The organism is Pseudomonas sp. Z1-29, from assembly GCF_051131995.1.
In the GTDB taxonomy this organism is placed as follows: Bacteria; Pseudomonadota; Gammaproteobacteria; order Pseudomonadales; family Pseudomonadaceae; genus Aquipseudomonas.
On sequence record NZ_CP071645.1, the window covers coordinates 923268 to 937775 of the forward strand.

Annotated in this window: 9 protein-coding genes; 6 read left to right on the top strand and 3 right to left on the bottom strand. The window is 61.9% G+C overall.

Annotated features, from left to right (window positions below):
- Positions 1 to 109 precede the first annotated feature (109 nt).
- Positions 110 to 658 (top strand): ankyrin repeat domain-containing protein, encoded by a 549-nt coding sequence (locus J3P84_RS04325; protein ID WP_434628108.1) that lies wholly within the window; start codon positions 110 to 112, stop codon positions 656 to 658.
- Between the two features lie 42 nt (positions 659 to 700).
- Positions 701 to 2068 carry a DNA repair protein RadA gene (gene radA / locus J3P84_RS04330; protein WP_030140305.1) on the top strand — a complete coding sequence of 456 codons (1368 nt, stop codon included), beginning with the start codon at positions 701 to 703 and terminating at the stop codon, positions 2066 to 2068.
- Positions 2069 to 2132: 64 nt separating this feature from the next.
- On the opposite strand, the gene J3P84_RS04335 is transcribed toward radA, so the two are convergent.
- Positions 2133 to 2489 (bottom strand): PilZ domain-containing protein, encoded by a 357-nt coding sequence (locus J3P84_RS04335; protein ID WP_434628111.1) that lies wholly within the window; start codon positions 2487 to 2489, stop codon positions 2133 to 2135.
- A gap of 158 nt (positions 2490 to 2647) precedes the next feature.
- Here J3P84_RS04335 and J3P84_RS04340 point away from each other — a divergent pair, with 158 nt between their 5' ends.
- The 3 genes from J3P84_RS04340 to yjiA all read left to right on the top strand — a co-directional run bounded on the left by J3P84_RS04340 (position 2648) and on the right by yjiA (position 6372).
- Entirely contained in the window at positions 2648 to 4714 is a 2067-nt protein-coding gene (locus tag J3P84_RS04340) for a carbon starvation CstA family protein (protein WP_434571699.1), read from the top strand.
- Positions 4715 to 4729: 15 nt separating this feature from the next.
- Positions 4730 to 4927: a YbdD/YjiX family protein gene (locus J3P84_RS04345; RefSeq protein ID WP_003182142.1), complete on the top strand. Its 198-nt coding sequence runs from the start codon at positions 4730 to 4732 to the stop codon at positions 4925 to 4927.
- Between the two features lie 476 nt (positions 4928 to 5403).
- Positions 5404 to 6372 (top strand): GTPase, encoded by a 969-nt coding sequence (gene yjiA / locus J3P84_RS04350; protein ID WP_434628115.1) that lies wholly within the window; start codon positions 5404 to 5406, stop codon positions 6370 to 6372.
- Positions 6373 to 6451: 79 nt separating this feature from the next.
- Here the strand turns inward: yjiA and glyA are convergent, their stop codons facing one another.
- Together glyA and J3P84_RS04360 are read right to left on the bottom strand one after the other, a co-directional pair.
- Positions 6452 to 7705, bottom strand: coding sequence for a serine hydroxymethyltransferase (gene glyA, locus J3P84_RS04355; protein WP_434628118.1), 1254 nt, complete (start codon positions 7703 to 7705; stop codon positions 6452 to 6454).
- A gap of 220 nt (positions 7706 to 7925) precedes the next feature.
- Entirely contained in the window at positions 7926 to 11774 is a 3849-nt protein-coding gene (locus J3P84_RS04360; protein WP_434628121.1) for a bifunctional diguanylate cyclase/phosphodiesterase, read from the bottom strand.
- 271 nt (positions 11775 to 12045) lie between these two features.
- On the opposite strand from J3P84_RS04360, the gene ettA reads away from it, so the two are divergent.
- Complete coding sequence (ettA, locus tag J3P84_RS04365) at positions 12046 to 13710, top strand: energy-dependent translational throttle protein EttA (protein WP_434628125.1); 1665 nt, start codon at positions 12046 to 12048, stop codon at positions 13708 to 13710.
- The last annotated feature ends 798 nt before the right edge of the window (positions 13711 to 14508 follow it).

The window sequence follows — 14508 nt, forward strand, 5'->3', positions numbered from 1 at the left end:
TCGACCTGTAGGGTGCAAGTTTGCTCGCGATGCGGTGCCCAGGCAGGCCGCGTTGCCTGGATCGCGAGCAGGCTCGCTCCCACAGGCCTGCGTCATAAGGAGAAGCCTGATGCGAAATGTTCTTCTATCGGTACTCGTGGCCTGGTCGGTGGGCGTGTTGGCCGAGCAGCCTGTACCCGCCGATCCGGCTGCGGTGCGGGAGCAGTTGCAAGACTATTATTTCGACGCTGCACGCCGGGGCGATGTGCCGATGCTCGATACCTTCATCCAGGCCGGTTATTCGCTCGACACCCGGGATGAAAAGGGCTACACGGCGCTGATCCTGGCGGCTTATCACGGCCACGCGCCCGCGGTGGAGCGGCTGTTGGCCGCTGGCGCCGATGCCTGCGCCCAGGACAAACGCGGCAATACTGCGTTGATGGGCGCCATCTTCAAGGGTGAAGTCCAGATCGCCCGCCGTTTGTTGTCCACCGAGTGCAGTCCGGACCAACGCAACGGTGCCGGACAGACCGCTGCGATGTATGCGGGCCTGTTCAAGCGTGACGAATTGCTCGATGCCTTGAAGGCCAGGGGCGCCGACCTGGAGGCCAGGGATCCGCTGGGCAATAGCGCGGCGGATCTGGCGAAGGGTGAAATCAGAATGCCGGCCCCGCAGTAAAGCCTGGCTAGGCTATCATCGCGGTTTTTACCCGGAGTTCAGATGGCCAAGGCAAAGCGCATGTACGGCTGCACCGAGTGCGGCTCGACCTTTCCCAAATGGGCTGGCCAATGCAGTGAGTGCGGGGCCTGGAATACCCTGACCGAAACCATGGTGGAAAGCGGCGGGGCGGCGGCACCCACCGGGCGCACGGGTTGGGCTGGGCAACAAGCCCAGATCAAGACCCTGGCCGAGGTCAGCGTCGAAGAAATCCCGCGCTTTTCCACGGCGTCTGGCGAACTGGATCGCGTGCTGGGCGGCGGTCTGGTGGATGGTTCGGTGGTACTGATCGGCGGAGATCCGGGCATCGGCAAATCCACCATCCTGCTGCAAACCCTGTGCAATCTCGCCACTCGCATGCCGGCGCTGTATGTCACTGGCGAAGAATCCCAGCAACAGGTCGCAATGCGCGCACGACGGCTGGGGTTGCCCCAGGATCAGTTGCGCGTCATGACCGAGACTTGCATCGAAACCATCATCGCCACGGCGCGCCTGGAAAAACCCAAGGTGATGGTGATCGACTCGATCCAGACGATTTTCACCGAACAGCTGCAATCGGCACCGGGTGGCGTGTCCCAGGTGCGCGAAAGCGCGGCGTTGCTGGTGCGTTATGCCAAGCAGAGCGGCACGGCGATCTTCCTGGTCGGCCACGTCACCAAGGAGGGCGCGCTGGCGGGCCCTCGGGTGCTGGAACACATGGTCGATACGGTGTTGTATTTCGAAGGCGAATCGGACGGTCGCCTGCGTTTGTTGCGAGCGGTGAAGAACCGTTTTGGCGCCGTCAACGAATTGGGCGTGTTCGGCATGACTGACCGGGGCCTGAAGGAAGTCTCCAACCCATCGGCGATTTTTCTCACGCGTGCCCAGGAAGAAGTCCCGGGTAGCGTGGTCATGGCGACGTGGGAAGGCACTCGGCCGATGCTGGTGGAAGTCCAGGCGCTGGTGGATGACAGCCACCTGGCGAACCCGCGCCGGGTCACCCTGGGCCTGGATCAGAACCGGCTCGCCATGCTGTTGGCTGTCTTGCACCGACACGGCGGCATTCCTACCCACGATCAGGATGTGTTCCTCAACGTGGTGGGCGGGGTGAAGGTATTGGAGACCGCCTCCGACCTGGCGTTGATGGCGGCCGTGATGTCCAGTCTGCGCAATCGGCCGCTGCCGCACGATTTGCTGGTGTTTGGTGAGGTCGGGCTTTCGGGTGAAGTGCGGCCGGTGCCCAGCGGGCAGGAGCGGCTCAAGGAAGCGGCCAAACATGGTTTCAAGCGCGCCATCGTGCCCAAGGGGAACGCGCCGAAGGAAGCGCCGGCGGGGTTGCAGATCATTGCGGTGACGCGGTTGGAGCAGGCGTTGGATGCTTTGTTTGAATAGCGGCTTGTGCAGGCCTTTTGTGGCTAGGGAGCAAGCTCCCTCGCCACAGGGGAGCTCGGTGCCGTCAGATATGGATCAGCGCCGCCAGTTCCCGCTCCAGCTCGTCATGGTCGGCCAGATTCAGTTCTACCAGCCGACGTAGATGCGCAACGGAATCCAGGTCGATGTGTTCACAGACAAAGCCCAAGTGACCATGGTCGTCGTGAGTCAGCCGGACTTCCATCTTGACCTCGGCCTCAGAGCTCAAATGAATATCAGCCATGAAGGACTTTTCGGGGTCACCAATCCAGGGTTCGGGCTTTTCGATCAGCAGCCCCTTGAGGGATAGATCCAGCAGCTTTACCGGCCAGATGAACGGCCCTTGGCTCAGTTCGGTCTCGGCATGGAACTCAATTCGTACGAAGCGGCGACGTTCGCTCATTACGCAATCCCTCTGGAGATTTACTGACTATAGACCCTGCTGGCGCAGCATCGTGCCCGTTTGGCCATTGGCAGACGAATGTCGGGTATGGCCTTTACGCCGGTAAGCGCTAAACTCGGGTGGCTGTCTTTCTTGTCCACCCTGGCTGGAATAAAAAAATGAAAAACAATAATAGCCTGCTACGCCATCTGCCCTGGCTACTGCTGGCCGTCGTAGGCGCGTGCGCCCTTGGCGTCGTGGCCCTGCGCCGCGGAGAGCCGATCAACGCCCTCTGGATCGTCGTCGCGGCTGTGGCCATCTACCTGGTCGCCTACCGCTACTACAGCCTCTTCATCGCCAACAACGTGATGCAACTCGATGCGCGCCGGGCCACGCCCGCCGTGCTCAACAACGATGGCCTGGACTACGTCCCGACCAACAAACACATCCTTTTCGGCCACCACTTCGCGGCCATTGCCGGCGCGGGGCCGCTGGTCGGGCCGGTGCTGGCGGCGCAGATGGGCTATCTGCCCGGCACGCTCTGGCTGATCGCCGGCGTGGTGCTGGCCGGTGCGGTGCAGGACTTCATGGTCCTGTTCCTCTCGACCCGCCGCAACGGTCGCTCCCTGGGCGACATGGTGCGCGAGGAAATGGGCCGCATCCCCGGCACCATCGCGCTGTTCGGCTGCTTCCTGATCATGATCATCATCCTCGCGGTGCTGGCGCTGATCGTGGTCAAGGCCCTGGCCGAGAGCCCGTGGGGCATCTTCACGGTGATGGCGACCATCCCGATCGCGATGTTCATGGGCATCTACATGCGCTACATCCGCCCGGGCCGCATCGGTGAAATCTCGCTCATCGGCGTGCTGTTGCTGCTCGGTTCGATCTGGCTGGGCGGGCAGATCGCCGCCGACCCGGTCTGGGCCAAGGCCTTCACCTTCACCGGGATCCAGATCACCTGGATGCTGATCGGCTACGGTTTTGTCGCCGCGGTGCTGCCGGTGTGGCTGATCCTGGCGCCACGGGACTATTTGTCGACCTTCCTCAAGATCGGCACCATTATCGCCCTGGCGATCGGCATCCTGGTGACCATGCCCGAGCTGAAAATGCCGGCGCTGACCCAGTTCACCGACGGCACCGGGCCGGTGTGGAAGGGCGGTCTGTTTCCGTTCCTGTTCATCACCATCGCCTGCGGCGCGGTCTCGGGTTTCCACGCGCTGATCTCCTCGGGCACCACGCCCAAGCTGCTGGATAACGAAACCAACGCCCGCTACATCGGTTACGGCGGCATGCTGATGGAATCGTTCGTGGCGATCATGGCGATGGTCGCGGCCTCGGTGATCGAGCCGGGCGTGTACTTCGCCATGAACAGCCCGGCGGCGATCGTCGGCACCGACGTGGTGGCCGTGGCCCAGACCGTCAGCAGTTGGGGTTTTGCAATCACCCCCGACGCGCTGCAAGCGGTGGCCAAGGACATCGGCGAGACCACCATCCTGGCCCGTGCCGGCGGTGCGCCGACCCTGGCGGTGGGTATCGCGCAGATCCTCCACTCGGTGCTGCCGGGTGAGAACACCATGGCGTTCTGGTACCACTTCGCGATCCTGTTCGAAGCGCTGTTCATCCTCACCGCGGTAGACGCCGGCACCCGTGCCGGGCGGTTCATGCTGCAGGACCTGCTCGGCTCGTTCGTCCCGGCCCTCAAGCGCACCGAATCGTGGACCGCCAACCTGATCGCCACCGCCGGCTGCGTCGCGCTGTGGGGTTACTTGCTGTATCAGGGCGTGATCGATCCGCTGGGCGGCATCAACACCTTGTGGCCGCTGTTCGGCATCTCCAACCAGATGCTGGCCGGTATCGCGCTGATGCTCGCCACCGTGGTGCTGATCAAGATGAAGCGCCAGCGCTACGTCTGGGTCACGCTGCTGCCGGCCAGCTGGCTGCTGATCTGCACCACCACCGCGGGCCTGATCAAGCTGTTCGACGCCAACCCGGCGATCGGCTTCCTGGCCCTGGCGCGCAAATACAACGATGCCCTGGCCGCCGGCCAGATCCTGGCCCCGGCCAAGAGCATCGAGCAGATGCAGCACGTGGTGTTCAACGCCTACACCAACGCAACGCTGACGGTGTTGTTCCTGTTCGTGGTCTTCAGCATCCTGTTCTACGCGCTCAAGGTCGGCATCGCCGCCTGGGGCACGAAAGAACGCACGGACAAGGAAGCGCCATTCCAGGCGCTGCCGGACGCTTGACAGGGGATTGCAACGATGTTCAATGACTTGAGTCGCCTCGGTAAATACCTCGGTCAGGCCGCCCGCCTGATGGTCGGCATGCCCGACTACGACAACTACGTCGAGCACATGCAAACCAAGCACCCCGACAAGCCGATGATGGACTACGAGGCGTTCTTCCGAGAACGCCAGGAAGCCCGTTACGGTGGCAAGGGTGGCCCCAAATGCTGTTGAACTGAAGTAATCCCCTGTGGGAGCGAGCCTGCTCGCGAAAGCGGAGTGTCAGTCGATGAAGATGTCGACTGACCTTACGCCTTCGCGAGCAGGCTCGCTCCCACAGTTGTTTTGGGTTGGACCCAGGATTTGCATGTGCCACAGATGCCCTTGTGGGAGCGAGCTTGCTCGCGATGGCGGAGTGTCAGTCAATGAAGATGTCGACTGACCTGACGCCTTCGCGAGCAAGCTCGCTCCCACAGTTGTTTTGGGTTGGACTCAGGATTTGCATGTGCCACAGATGCCCTTGTGGGAGCGAGCTTGCTCGCGATAGCGGTGTGTCAGTCAATGAAAATGTCGACTGAGCGGGCGCCTTCGCGAGCAGGCTCGCTCCCACAGTTGTTTTTGGGGCAGACTCAGGATTCGCATGCGCTACAAAGGCTCGCTCCCACAGGAATTTGTTTGCCTTATTCTAATTTCGAAACAGGAGATCCAGTGTGTCCTCTCCCATCCCGGTCACGATCCTCAGCGGCTTTCTCGGTGCTGGCAAGACCACGTTGTTGCGTCATCTGCTCAAGGCCGAGCACGGCCTGAAAATCGCCGTGATCGAGAACGAATTCAGCGATGCCGGCATCGACACCCAGTTACTGGGCGACGATCCGGTGCAAGTCATGACCCTGGCCAATGGCTGCGTGTGCTGCACCATCCACACCGACCTGACCAAGGCCCTGTACCTGTTGCTCGAGCGGCTGGACAGCGGTGAGATCGCCTTCGACCGCCTGGTGATCGAATGCACCGGCCTGGCCGATCCAGCCCCAGTGGCCCAGACCTTCTTCATCGATGAAGACCTGCGCGAACGCTACATTCTTGACGGCATCCTGACCCTGGTGGACGCCGCCCACGCCGAGGTCCACCTGACCCAGGCCATCGCTCAGGCACAGGTCGGGTTTGCCGATAGGCTGCTCCTTAGCAAGACCGACCTGGTGGATGCAGCCCATGCCGAGGCGCTTGCCGAGCGCCTTACCCGGATTAACCGACGGGCGCCGATCCGAGTGGTCGAGCACGGCAAGATTGATCTGGCCGAGTTACTCGACATTCGCGGCTTCAATCTCAACGCGGACCTGGGCGGCGGGCTCAGCCTTCGCCCGGTCGCCAAGGCCACCACGGCCGATCGCATCAGCAGCCTCGTGCTGCGCACCGACAAGCCGCTGGATATCGACAAGCTCAGTGCGTTCATGAACCAGCTGCTGGAAGAACACGGCAAGCAATTGCTGCGCTATAAAGGTGTGCTGAACATTGCCGGCGAACCCCGCCGACTGGTATTCCAGGGCGTACTCAAGCTGTACGGTTTCGATTGGGACACCGAATGGGCCGAGGGTGAAGCTCGGGAAAGCGTGATCGTATTTATTGCTGACGAATTGCCTGAAGAGAAGATCCGCGAAGGGTTCGACGCCGCGCTCCTCTGACCATCCGCGCCTGCGCCTGGGTTTTCATACCGCCAAAAAAAACCGGCCGCAGGGGCCGGTTTTTTTGTTGCTACTGCTGTTAAGCGCCGTACACCGGCAGCTTCTTGCAGATGGCCTTGACCTTCTCGCGAACGGCATCGATCACCGCTTCGTTGTTCAGGTCCGCCAGGATGTCGCAGATCCAGCCGGCCAGTTCCTTGCACTCGGCTTCCTTGAAGCCGCGAGTGGTCACGGCCGGGGTGCCGAAGCGCAGGCCCGAGGTGACGAATGGGGAGCGTGGGTCGTTCGGCACCGAGTTCTTGTTCACGGTGATGAACGCCTTGCCCAATGCGGCGTCAGCGTCTTTGCCGGAGATGTCCTGCTTGATCAACGACAGCAGGAACAGGTGGTTTTCAGTACCGCCGGAGACCACGTCGAAGCCGCGTTCGATGAACACGCCGGCCATGGCCTTGGCATTCTTCACCACTTGCTGCTGGTAGGCCTTGAACTCAGGTTGCAGAGCTTCCTTGAAGCAGATCGCCTTGGCCGCGATCACGTGCTCCAGCGGGCCACCCTGGGCGCCTGGGAATACGGCCGAGTTCAGCTTCTTCTCGATGTCGGTGTTGGCGCGTGCCAGGATCAGGCCGCCACGTGGGCCACGCAGGGTCTTGTGGGTCGTGGTGGTGACCACGTCGGCGAACGGCACCGGGTTCGGGTAGACGCCAGCGGCGACCAGGCCCGCAACGTGAGCCATGTCGACGAACAGGTAGGCACCGACCTTATCGGCGATTTCGCGGAAGCGCGGGAAGTCGAGGATCTGCGAGTAGGCGGAGAAGCCGGCCACGATCATTTTCGGCTTGTGCTCGACCGCCAGGCGCTCGACTTCGTCGTAGTCGATCAGGCCGTTGCCATCGATGCCGTACTGGATGGCGTTATACAGTTTGCCCGAGGACGAGACGCTGGCGCCGTGGGTCAGGTGACCGCCGTGGGCCAGGCTCATGCCCAGGATGGTGTCGCCGGCCGACAGCAGCGCCAGGTAGACGGCGGCGTTGGCTTGCGAGCCTGCGTGCGGCTGGACGTTGGCGTAATCGGCGCCGAACAGTTGCTTGGCGCGGTCGATGGCCAGTTGCTCGACCACATCGACGTACTCGCAACCGCCGTAGTAGCGCTTGCCCGGGTAGCCTTCGGCGTACTTGTTGGTCAGTACCGAGCCTTGAGCTTCCATCACCGCGGGGCTGGTGTAGTTTTCCGAAGCGATCAGCTCAATGTGCTCTTCCTGGCGCTGAGCTTCTTGCTCCATGGCGGCAAAGAGATCGGCGTCGTACTTGGCAATAGTCAAATCACGGCTGAACATGGCGGTCCTCAAGGATCGGGGCAGAAAAGGGGGGCATTCTAACCCAACCGGTTTTGGAAGGCATATGAAAGGACGTCATGTCCTGGACGAATGGGTTTCATGCGCCCCAAGTGGTGTCCTGGCCGGGCCTTTCGCGAGCAGGCTCGCTCCCACACTTGAAATGCATTCCTCTGTGGGAGCGAGCCCGCTCGCGAAGGGGCCCGCCCAGACGATGTAAATCTCAGTCGAGCATGAACAGCGCATCATTGCTGAACTGCGCTTCAAACCGGTTGGCCGGCATCGGGCGGCCGAACAGGTAGCCCTGGACTTCGTCGCAGCCATGTTCACGGAGGAAATCCAGTTGCTCATGGGTCTCGACACCCTCGGCGATGACCGCCAGGTTGAGACTATGGGCCATGGCGATGATTGCCCGGGCGATCTGTGCATCCTGCTCGCCGGACGGCAGGCCGTCGACGAAAGTACGGTCGATCTTCAGCACGTCGATGGGGAATTGCTTGAGGTAGTTGAGCGATGAATAACCAGTGCCGAAGTCATCGACCGCGATGCTCAGGCCCAGATTCTTCAAGCCGGCCAGGATCTGCATCGCCTCGCTGACTTCGCGCATCAGAATGCTCTCCGTCAGCTCCAGTTCCAGGCAAGCCGGCGGCAGGCCGGTGCTGCGCAGGATATTGGCGATTCGCGTGCCGAGTTGGCCGTCGGAGAACTGCCGGGCGGAAATGTTGACCGAGACCTTCGGCACCCGGACCTTGGCCTGGTGCCAGGTCTTGAGCTGGCGACAGGCCTCGCTGATGACCCAGTCGCCGACGTCCACCACCAGCCCGAGTTCTTCGAGCACCGGGATGAAGTCCCCTGGCGGCACCAGCCCGCGTCGCGGATGGCGCCAGCGCAGCAAGGCCTCGGTCCCGGTCAGGCGCTTGCCGTCGCCGCTGAACTGTGGCTGGTAATACAGGACGAACTCGTTCTGTTCCAGCGCATGGCGCAGGTCGCTTTCCAGCTCCAGGCGCTCCAGGGCGCTGGCGTTCATGTCGGCCTGGTAGAACTGGAAGTTGTTCTTGCCGCGCTCTTTGGCGTGGTACATGGCGGTGTCGGCGTTTTTCATCAGTTGGCTCAGCTCGTTGCCGTCCTGTGGGCTCAGGGCGATACCGATACTGGCGGTGACGAAGAACTCCCGGCCTTCGAGCACAAACGGCCGGACCAGGCTGGCAAGGATCTGCTCGGCCACGGTAATCGCCCGGTTGAGCGCCATTTCGCGGCTTGCGCGCGGTTGCAGCAACAGGGTGAACTCGTCGCCGCCCATGCGCGCCACCGTGTCGTCATCGGCCACGCAGCCGAGCAGTCGCGTGGCCATTTCCTTGAGCATCCGGTCGCCGGCGGCGTGGCCGAGGGAATCGTTGATCGGCTTGAAGCGGTCCAGGTCGAGGAACATCAGCACCACCCAGCTCTTCTGCCGTTCCGCCGATTGCAGCGCGGTATGCAGGCGGTCCTGGAACAGCGTGCGGTTGGGCAGGTGGGTCAGGGCGTCGTAGTAAGCCAGGCGATGGATGCGCTGCTCGCTGGCCTTGCGCTCGCTGATGTCGCTGAAGAAGCACACATAACTGGCGAGGTCGCCTTCGTCGTCGAGCACCGCGGTAATGCCGACCCAGGCCGGATAGTGCTCGCCGTTGCGGCGCTTGAGCCAGACTTCGCCTTCCCAGGTGCTGTGCTGTTGCAGCTGCTTGAGCACGTAGCGCAAGTGGGCTTCCTGCTGCTCATCTACGGTCAGCATGTTGGGCAACTGGTCCAGCACCTGCGACACCGCATAACCGCTGACCCGGCTGAAGGCTTCGTTGGCTTGGACAATGTAGCCGGCCGGGTCGGTGATCAGAATCGCCGAGGTCGAATGCTCGAACACCGTCGCGGCCATGCGCAGGTCTTTTTCGGCGCGACGCTGCTGGCTGATGTCGCGGCCGACGCCCAATACCCCCTCGAACGCGCCGTTGTCGTCCCACACCAGCACCAGCCGCAGCTCGATGGGGATCTTGCGCCCGTCGGCACGCAGGCAGTCGAACAGGAACAGTTGGGTCTGCAGCTGGTTGCGCAGCTCGGCCAACTGGTCGGGCTGGTCGAGGGCCTTGCTGACGCGATCCATCAGGCTGTAGATGCCGGTCAGTTGTTGCGGATTGGCGATGGTCGACTGCCAGCCATGCTGGAAGATCCAGTCGGCGGTGTAGCCCAGCACTGCCTGGACCGACGGGCTGACATAGTTGAGCGAGAGCTTGCTGTCGGTGGAGAAAATCACGTCGCTGATGCTTTCGGCGAGCATCCGGTAGCGCTGCTCGCTGTCGCGCAACGATTCGCTGGCCTCGATCTGCTCGGTGATGTCCTTGGCCACGCCGATGATCCGCGTGACCTGATTATGGCGGTCCCGGGCCAGGGCCTGTTCGCGGACCTCGAAACGTCGCCATTTGCCGTTGCGATGGCGAAAGCGTAACTGGCATTGCAGCAGTTGCGTGTAACCGCCGCGGCGCTGTTCCTGGCGCAGGTGGTGGTAATGATCGGCATCGTCGCTGTGAAGCAGGATTTCCCAGAAATACTCGCCCATCTGGTGCAATTCAGTACGGTCGTAGCCGAGCGTCTGGCCCAGGTGGTGGTTGCTGAAGATCATCCGCTGGCTGATGACGTCCTGTACGTAAAGATGATCCGGGACGGTGCGCACCACGTCGGACCAGAAGCCTTCGCGCTCAAGCAGCGACAGTTCGATGAGCTTGCGGCTGGTGATATCGCTGATGCTCAGGATGACGGCGTTATAGTCATCCTGCGTTTCCGGCAGGCGCAACACCAGCCACAAATGCTGGTCACGACCATGGGCGTCCTGGAGCCTGATTTCCAGTTCCAGTTGTTTGTGCTGGTCGAGCAGCGCTTCGAGCAGTTTCGAGCCAACCGGGTTGTTGTCTTTTGCCGCGTTGCCCACCAGCAGTTGCCAGGCCTGTTCGCAGGAGTCGACATTGAGCAGCTTCAAGGCCATCTGGTTGACTTCGGTGACGTGCACTTGCTGCTGTAACTGCTCGAGCTGCTGGGGGACCTGCAGCCAGGCGCGCAATTGCTCGCCATCATGCAGGCCGGCCCTGGCAAAAAAGGCCTTGAGCCCGGACAGGTCAAGTACACAGAGGGCCACGCCGGTGCCCTCGAAAATGTCCTGGTAGCGGCGGCGCCCCTCATGCAACTGACGCTGGCGGCGACGCATGTTCAGCAGCGCGATCACCGGCAGCAGCGAAAACGCCAGGCCCAGCAGGCATTTGCCGATGAACGCGGGCAGCAATTGTTCGAGCACCTGGCTGCGATCGAACAACCCGCGCAGCTGCCAGTCACTGCTGCTCAGGGGCACGGTCAACACGGTGTTGCTCAAGTCTTGCTCGGTCAATCGGGTCGGGTTGAGCGCGGGCGGAGCCTCGTCACGGCTGACGATTTGCTGGTTGAGCCGGTTCTCCACCAGCCACAGCGGGCGCAGCCCGGTATCGGCCTGTTTGGTCAATGTCGCAAAAAAACTCGGGGTCAGGCGCAACGCCCAATAACCGCGAGTACTGCCGCTGGCCTGATGCAATAGCAGGTGCACCACGGAACCGTCCTCGGCATTGCTGAAATAATGCGCCTGGGCATGACTGCGCCGTACCAGTTCGGCCAGGTAGCCGGCATCCTCGCTGGTAGCGTCGCTGTCGCTGAGCACCCGGCCGGAAGGGCTCAGCAGTGCCAGGCTGCGTAATTCGGGCAACGATTGCTGGAGTTTGCGCAGCAGCGCCTGTTGTTCGTCGGCGCTTTGCGGTTGTTCGACGATCGGTAGCAGATTGAGTGCAATCTGCGCATTCAACGCCATGTTCAGGCTGACTTGCGCGGCCAGGTCGGCGGTGTAGTCGATGGTGTATTGGCGCTGTTGCTGCTGGGTTTCGCGCAGTTGGTCGAGCAATTGCCAGAAAAGCAGGCCCAGCAGCAACAGCACCAGCGAGGCCAGCGCGCCCTTCAATGTCCCGCGCAGGGGCACGCCAGGCACAGCAGGGGCGGCGCGCGGGGACGGGGACGGAGTGACGTTGGACAAGCTGTAATCCTGCAGTTTGCTGGACTGGCGCGACGTGCACTATAAGCCGGACGCCCGAAGGGCGGCTAGCATGCCTTGACTTGTGGCAAAGTGCCAGCCCTGGGCGGCTGGACCTTGACCGGCGGTTGAGGTAGCTTTGCCGGTCAAACAAGAGCGCTCCGGCTCCAGATTCCCAGGCTCAATCCGCCCGCAGGCATTGATCAACATCAAGTGCCCGCGCCGCGCATGGCCTGGCTCGTTCTTTTCACCTGTCACTGACGCTAGGTTCACCATGGCTCAATACGTCTTCACCATGCATCGGCTGAGCAAAGTTGTTCCGCCGAAGCGGGAAATCCTGAAAAACATTTCGCTGTCATTTTTCCCCGGCGCCAAGATCGGCGTGCTGGGCCTCAACGGTTCGGGCAAGTCCACGCTGCTGAAAATCATGGCTGGCGTCGACAACGAATTCGACGGCGAAGCCCGTCCGATGCCTGACCTGAACATCGGCTACCTGCCGCAGGAACCTCAGCTGGATCCGACCAAGACCGTCCGCGAAGTGGTCGAGGAAGCGGTCAGCGTGATCAAGGACGCCCAGGCGCGCCTGGACGAGGTCTATGCCGCCTACGCCGATCCGGACGCCGATTTCGACAAGCTGGCCGCCGAGCAGGCCAAGCTCGAAGCGATCCTGCAGGCCAGCGATGGCCACAACCTGGACCGTCAGCTGGAAGTCGCCGCCGATGCACTGCGCCTGCCAGCCTGGGACGCCAAGGTCGAGCACCTGTCCGGCGGTGAAAAGCGCCGCGTGGCGCTGTGCCGCTTGCTGCTGTCCGCCCCGGACATGCTGCTGCTCGACGAACCGACCAACCACCTGGACGCCGATTCCGTCGCCTGGCTCGAACACTTCCTGCACGATTTCCCTGGCACCGTGGTTGCGATCACGCACGACCGGTACTTCCTGGACAACGTTGCCGGCTGGATCCTGGAGCTCGACCGTGGCGCAGGCATTCCATACGAAGGCAACTATTCGGGCTGGCTGGAGGCCAAATCCGATCGTCTGGCCCAGGAGTCCAAGCAGCAATCGGCGCATGAAAAAGCCATGAAGGAAGAACTGGAGTGGGTGCGCAAAGGCGCCAAGGCTCGTCAGTCCAAATCCAAGGCGCGTCTGCAACGCTTCGAGGAAATGCAGTCCCAGGAATTCCAGAAGCGCAGCGAAACCAACGAGATCTACATCCCGGCCGGCCCACGCCTGGGTGACAAGGTCATCGAGTTCAAGAACGTCACCAAGGGCTACGGCGACCGCGTGTTGATCGACAACCTGTCGTTCTCCATGCCCAAGGGCGCCATCGTCGGCGTGATCGGTGGTAACGGCGCCGGTAAATCCACGCTGTTCCGCATGCTGATGGGCAAGGAAACGCCGGATTCGGGCACCATCGAAATCGGTGAAACCGTGCAGCTGGCCTGCGTCGACCAGAGCCGCGACGACCTGGACGGCAGCAAGACGGTGTTCCAGCAGATTTCCGACGGCTCCGACCAGATCCGCATCGGCAGCTACGAAATCCCGTCGCGTACCTACGTGGGGCGCTTCAACTTCAAGGGTGGCGATCAGCAGAAATTCGTCAAGGACCTGTCCGGTGGTGAGCGTGGTCGCTTGCACCTGGCGCTGACCTTGAAGGAGGGTGGCAACGTCCTGCTGCTCGACGAACCGTCCAACGACCTCGACGTCGAAACCCTGCGTTCCCTGGAAGAGGCCCTGCTGGACTTCCCGGGCGCGGCCATTGTGATCTCCCACGACCGGTGGTTCCTTGACCGCGTCGCGACGCACATCCTGGCGTACGAAGACGACTCGCAAGCGGTGTTCTTCGAAGGCAACTACACCGAGTACGAAGCCGATCGCAAGAAGCGCCTCGGCGAAGCCGCTGCCCAGCCGCATCGTGTACGGCACAAGAAGCTGGCTTGATTCGCCCGGCTAAGCAGTAACCCTGTGGGAGCGAGCCCGCTCGCGAAGGCGTCAGATCAGTTGAAACATAACTGACTGACCCACCGCCATCGCGAGCAAGCTCGCTCCCACATTGGCTTTGGGGTTGCCGCAAGATACCTGGCTGACATCGAATCCTGTGGGAGCGAGCCCGCTCGCGAAGGCGTCAGATCAGTCGAAAAATAATTGACTGATCCACCGCCATCGCGAGCAGGCTCGCTCCCACATTGGTTTTGGGGTTGCCGCAAGATATCTGGCTGACATCGAACCCTGTGGGAGCGAGCCCGCTCGCGAAGGCGTCAGATCAGTCGAAAAATAATTGACTGACCCACCGCCATCGCGAGCAGGCTCGCTCCCACATTGGTTTTGGGTTTGCCGCAAGATATCTGGCTGACATCGAACCCTGTGGGAGCGAGCCCGCTCGCGAAGGCGTCGGATCAGTCGAAAAATAATTGACTGACCCACCGCCTTCGCGAGCAGGCTCGCTCCCACATTGGTTTTGGGGTTGCCGCAGAATATCTGGCTGACATCGAATCCTGTGGGAGCGAGCCCGCTCGCGAAGGCGTCAGATCAGTTGAACGATAATGACTGACCCACCGCCATCGCGAGCAGGCTCGCTCCCACATTGGTTTTGGGTTTCCCGCAAGATACCTGGCTGACATCGAATCCTGTGGGAGCGGGCTTGCTCGCGAAGGCGTCAGATCAGTTGAACGATAATTGACTGACCACCGCCATCGCGAGCAAGCTCGCTCCCACATTGGCTTTGGGTTTGCCGCAAGA

What these genes read in the sequence shown, in the direction of transcription:
- J3P84_RS04340 (WP_434571699.1), top strand. Translation starts at nt 2,648, where the DNA reads ATGAAAAACAATAATAGCCTGCTACGCCATCTGCCCTGGCTACTGCTG.
- J3P84_RS04325 (WP_434628108.1), top strand. Translation starts at nt 110, where the DNA reads ATGCGAAATGTTCTTCTATCGGTACTCGTGGCCTGGTCGGTGGGCGTG.
- J3P84_RS04345 (WP_003182142.1), top strand. Translation starts at nt 4,730, where the DNA reads ATGTTCAATGACTTGAGTCGCCTCGGTAAATACCTCGGTCAGGCCGCC.
- J3P84_RS04335 (WP_434628111.1), bottom strand. Translation starts at nt 2,489, where the DNA reads ATGAGCGAACGTCGCCGCTTCGTACGAATTGAGTTCCATGCCGAGACC.
- glyA (WP_434628118.1), bottom strand. Translation starts at nt 7,705, where the DNA reads ATGTTCAGCCGTGATTTGACTATTGCCAAGTACGACGCCGATCTCTTT.
- ettA (WP_434628125.1), top strand. Translation starts at nt 12,046, where the DNA reads ATGGCTCAATACGTCTTCACCATGCATCGGCTGAGCAAAGTTGTTCCG.
- radA (WP_030140305.1), top strand. Translation starts at nt 701, where the DNA reads ATGGCCAAGGCAAAGCGCATGTACGGCTGCACCGAGTGCGGCTCGACC.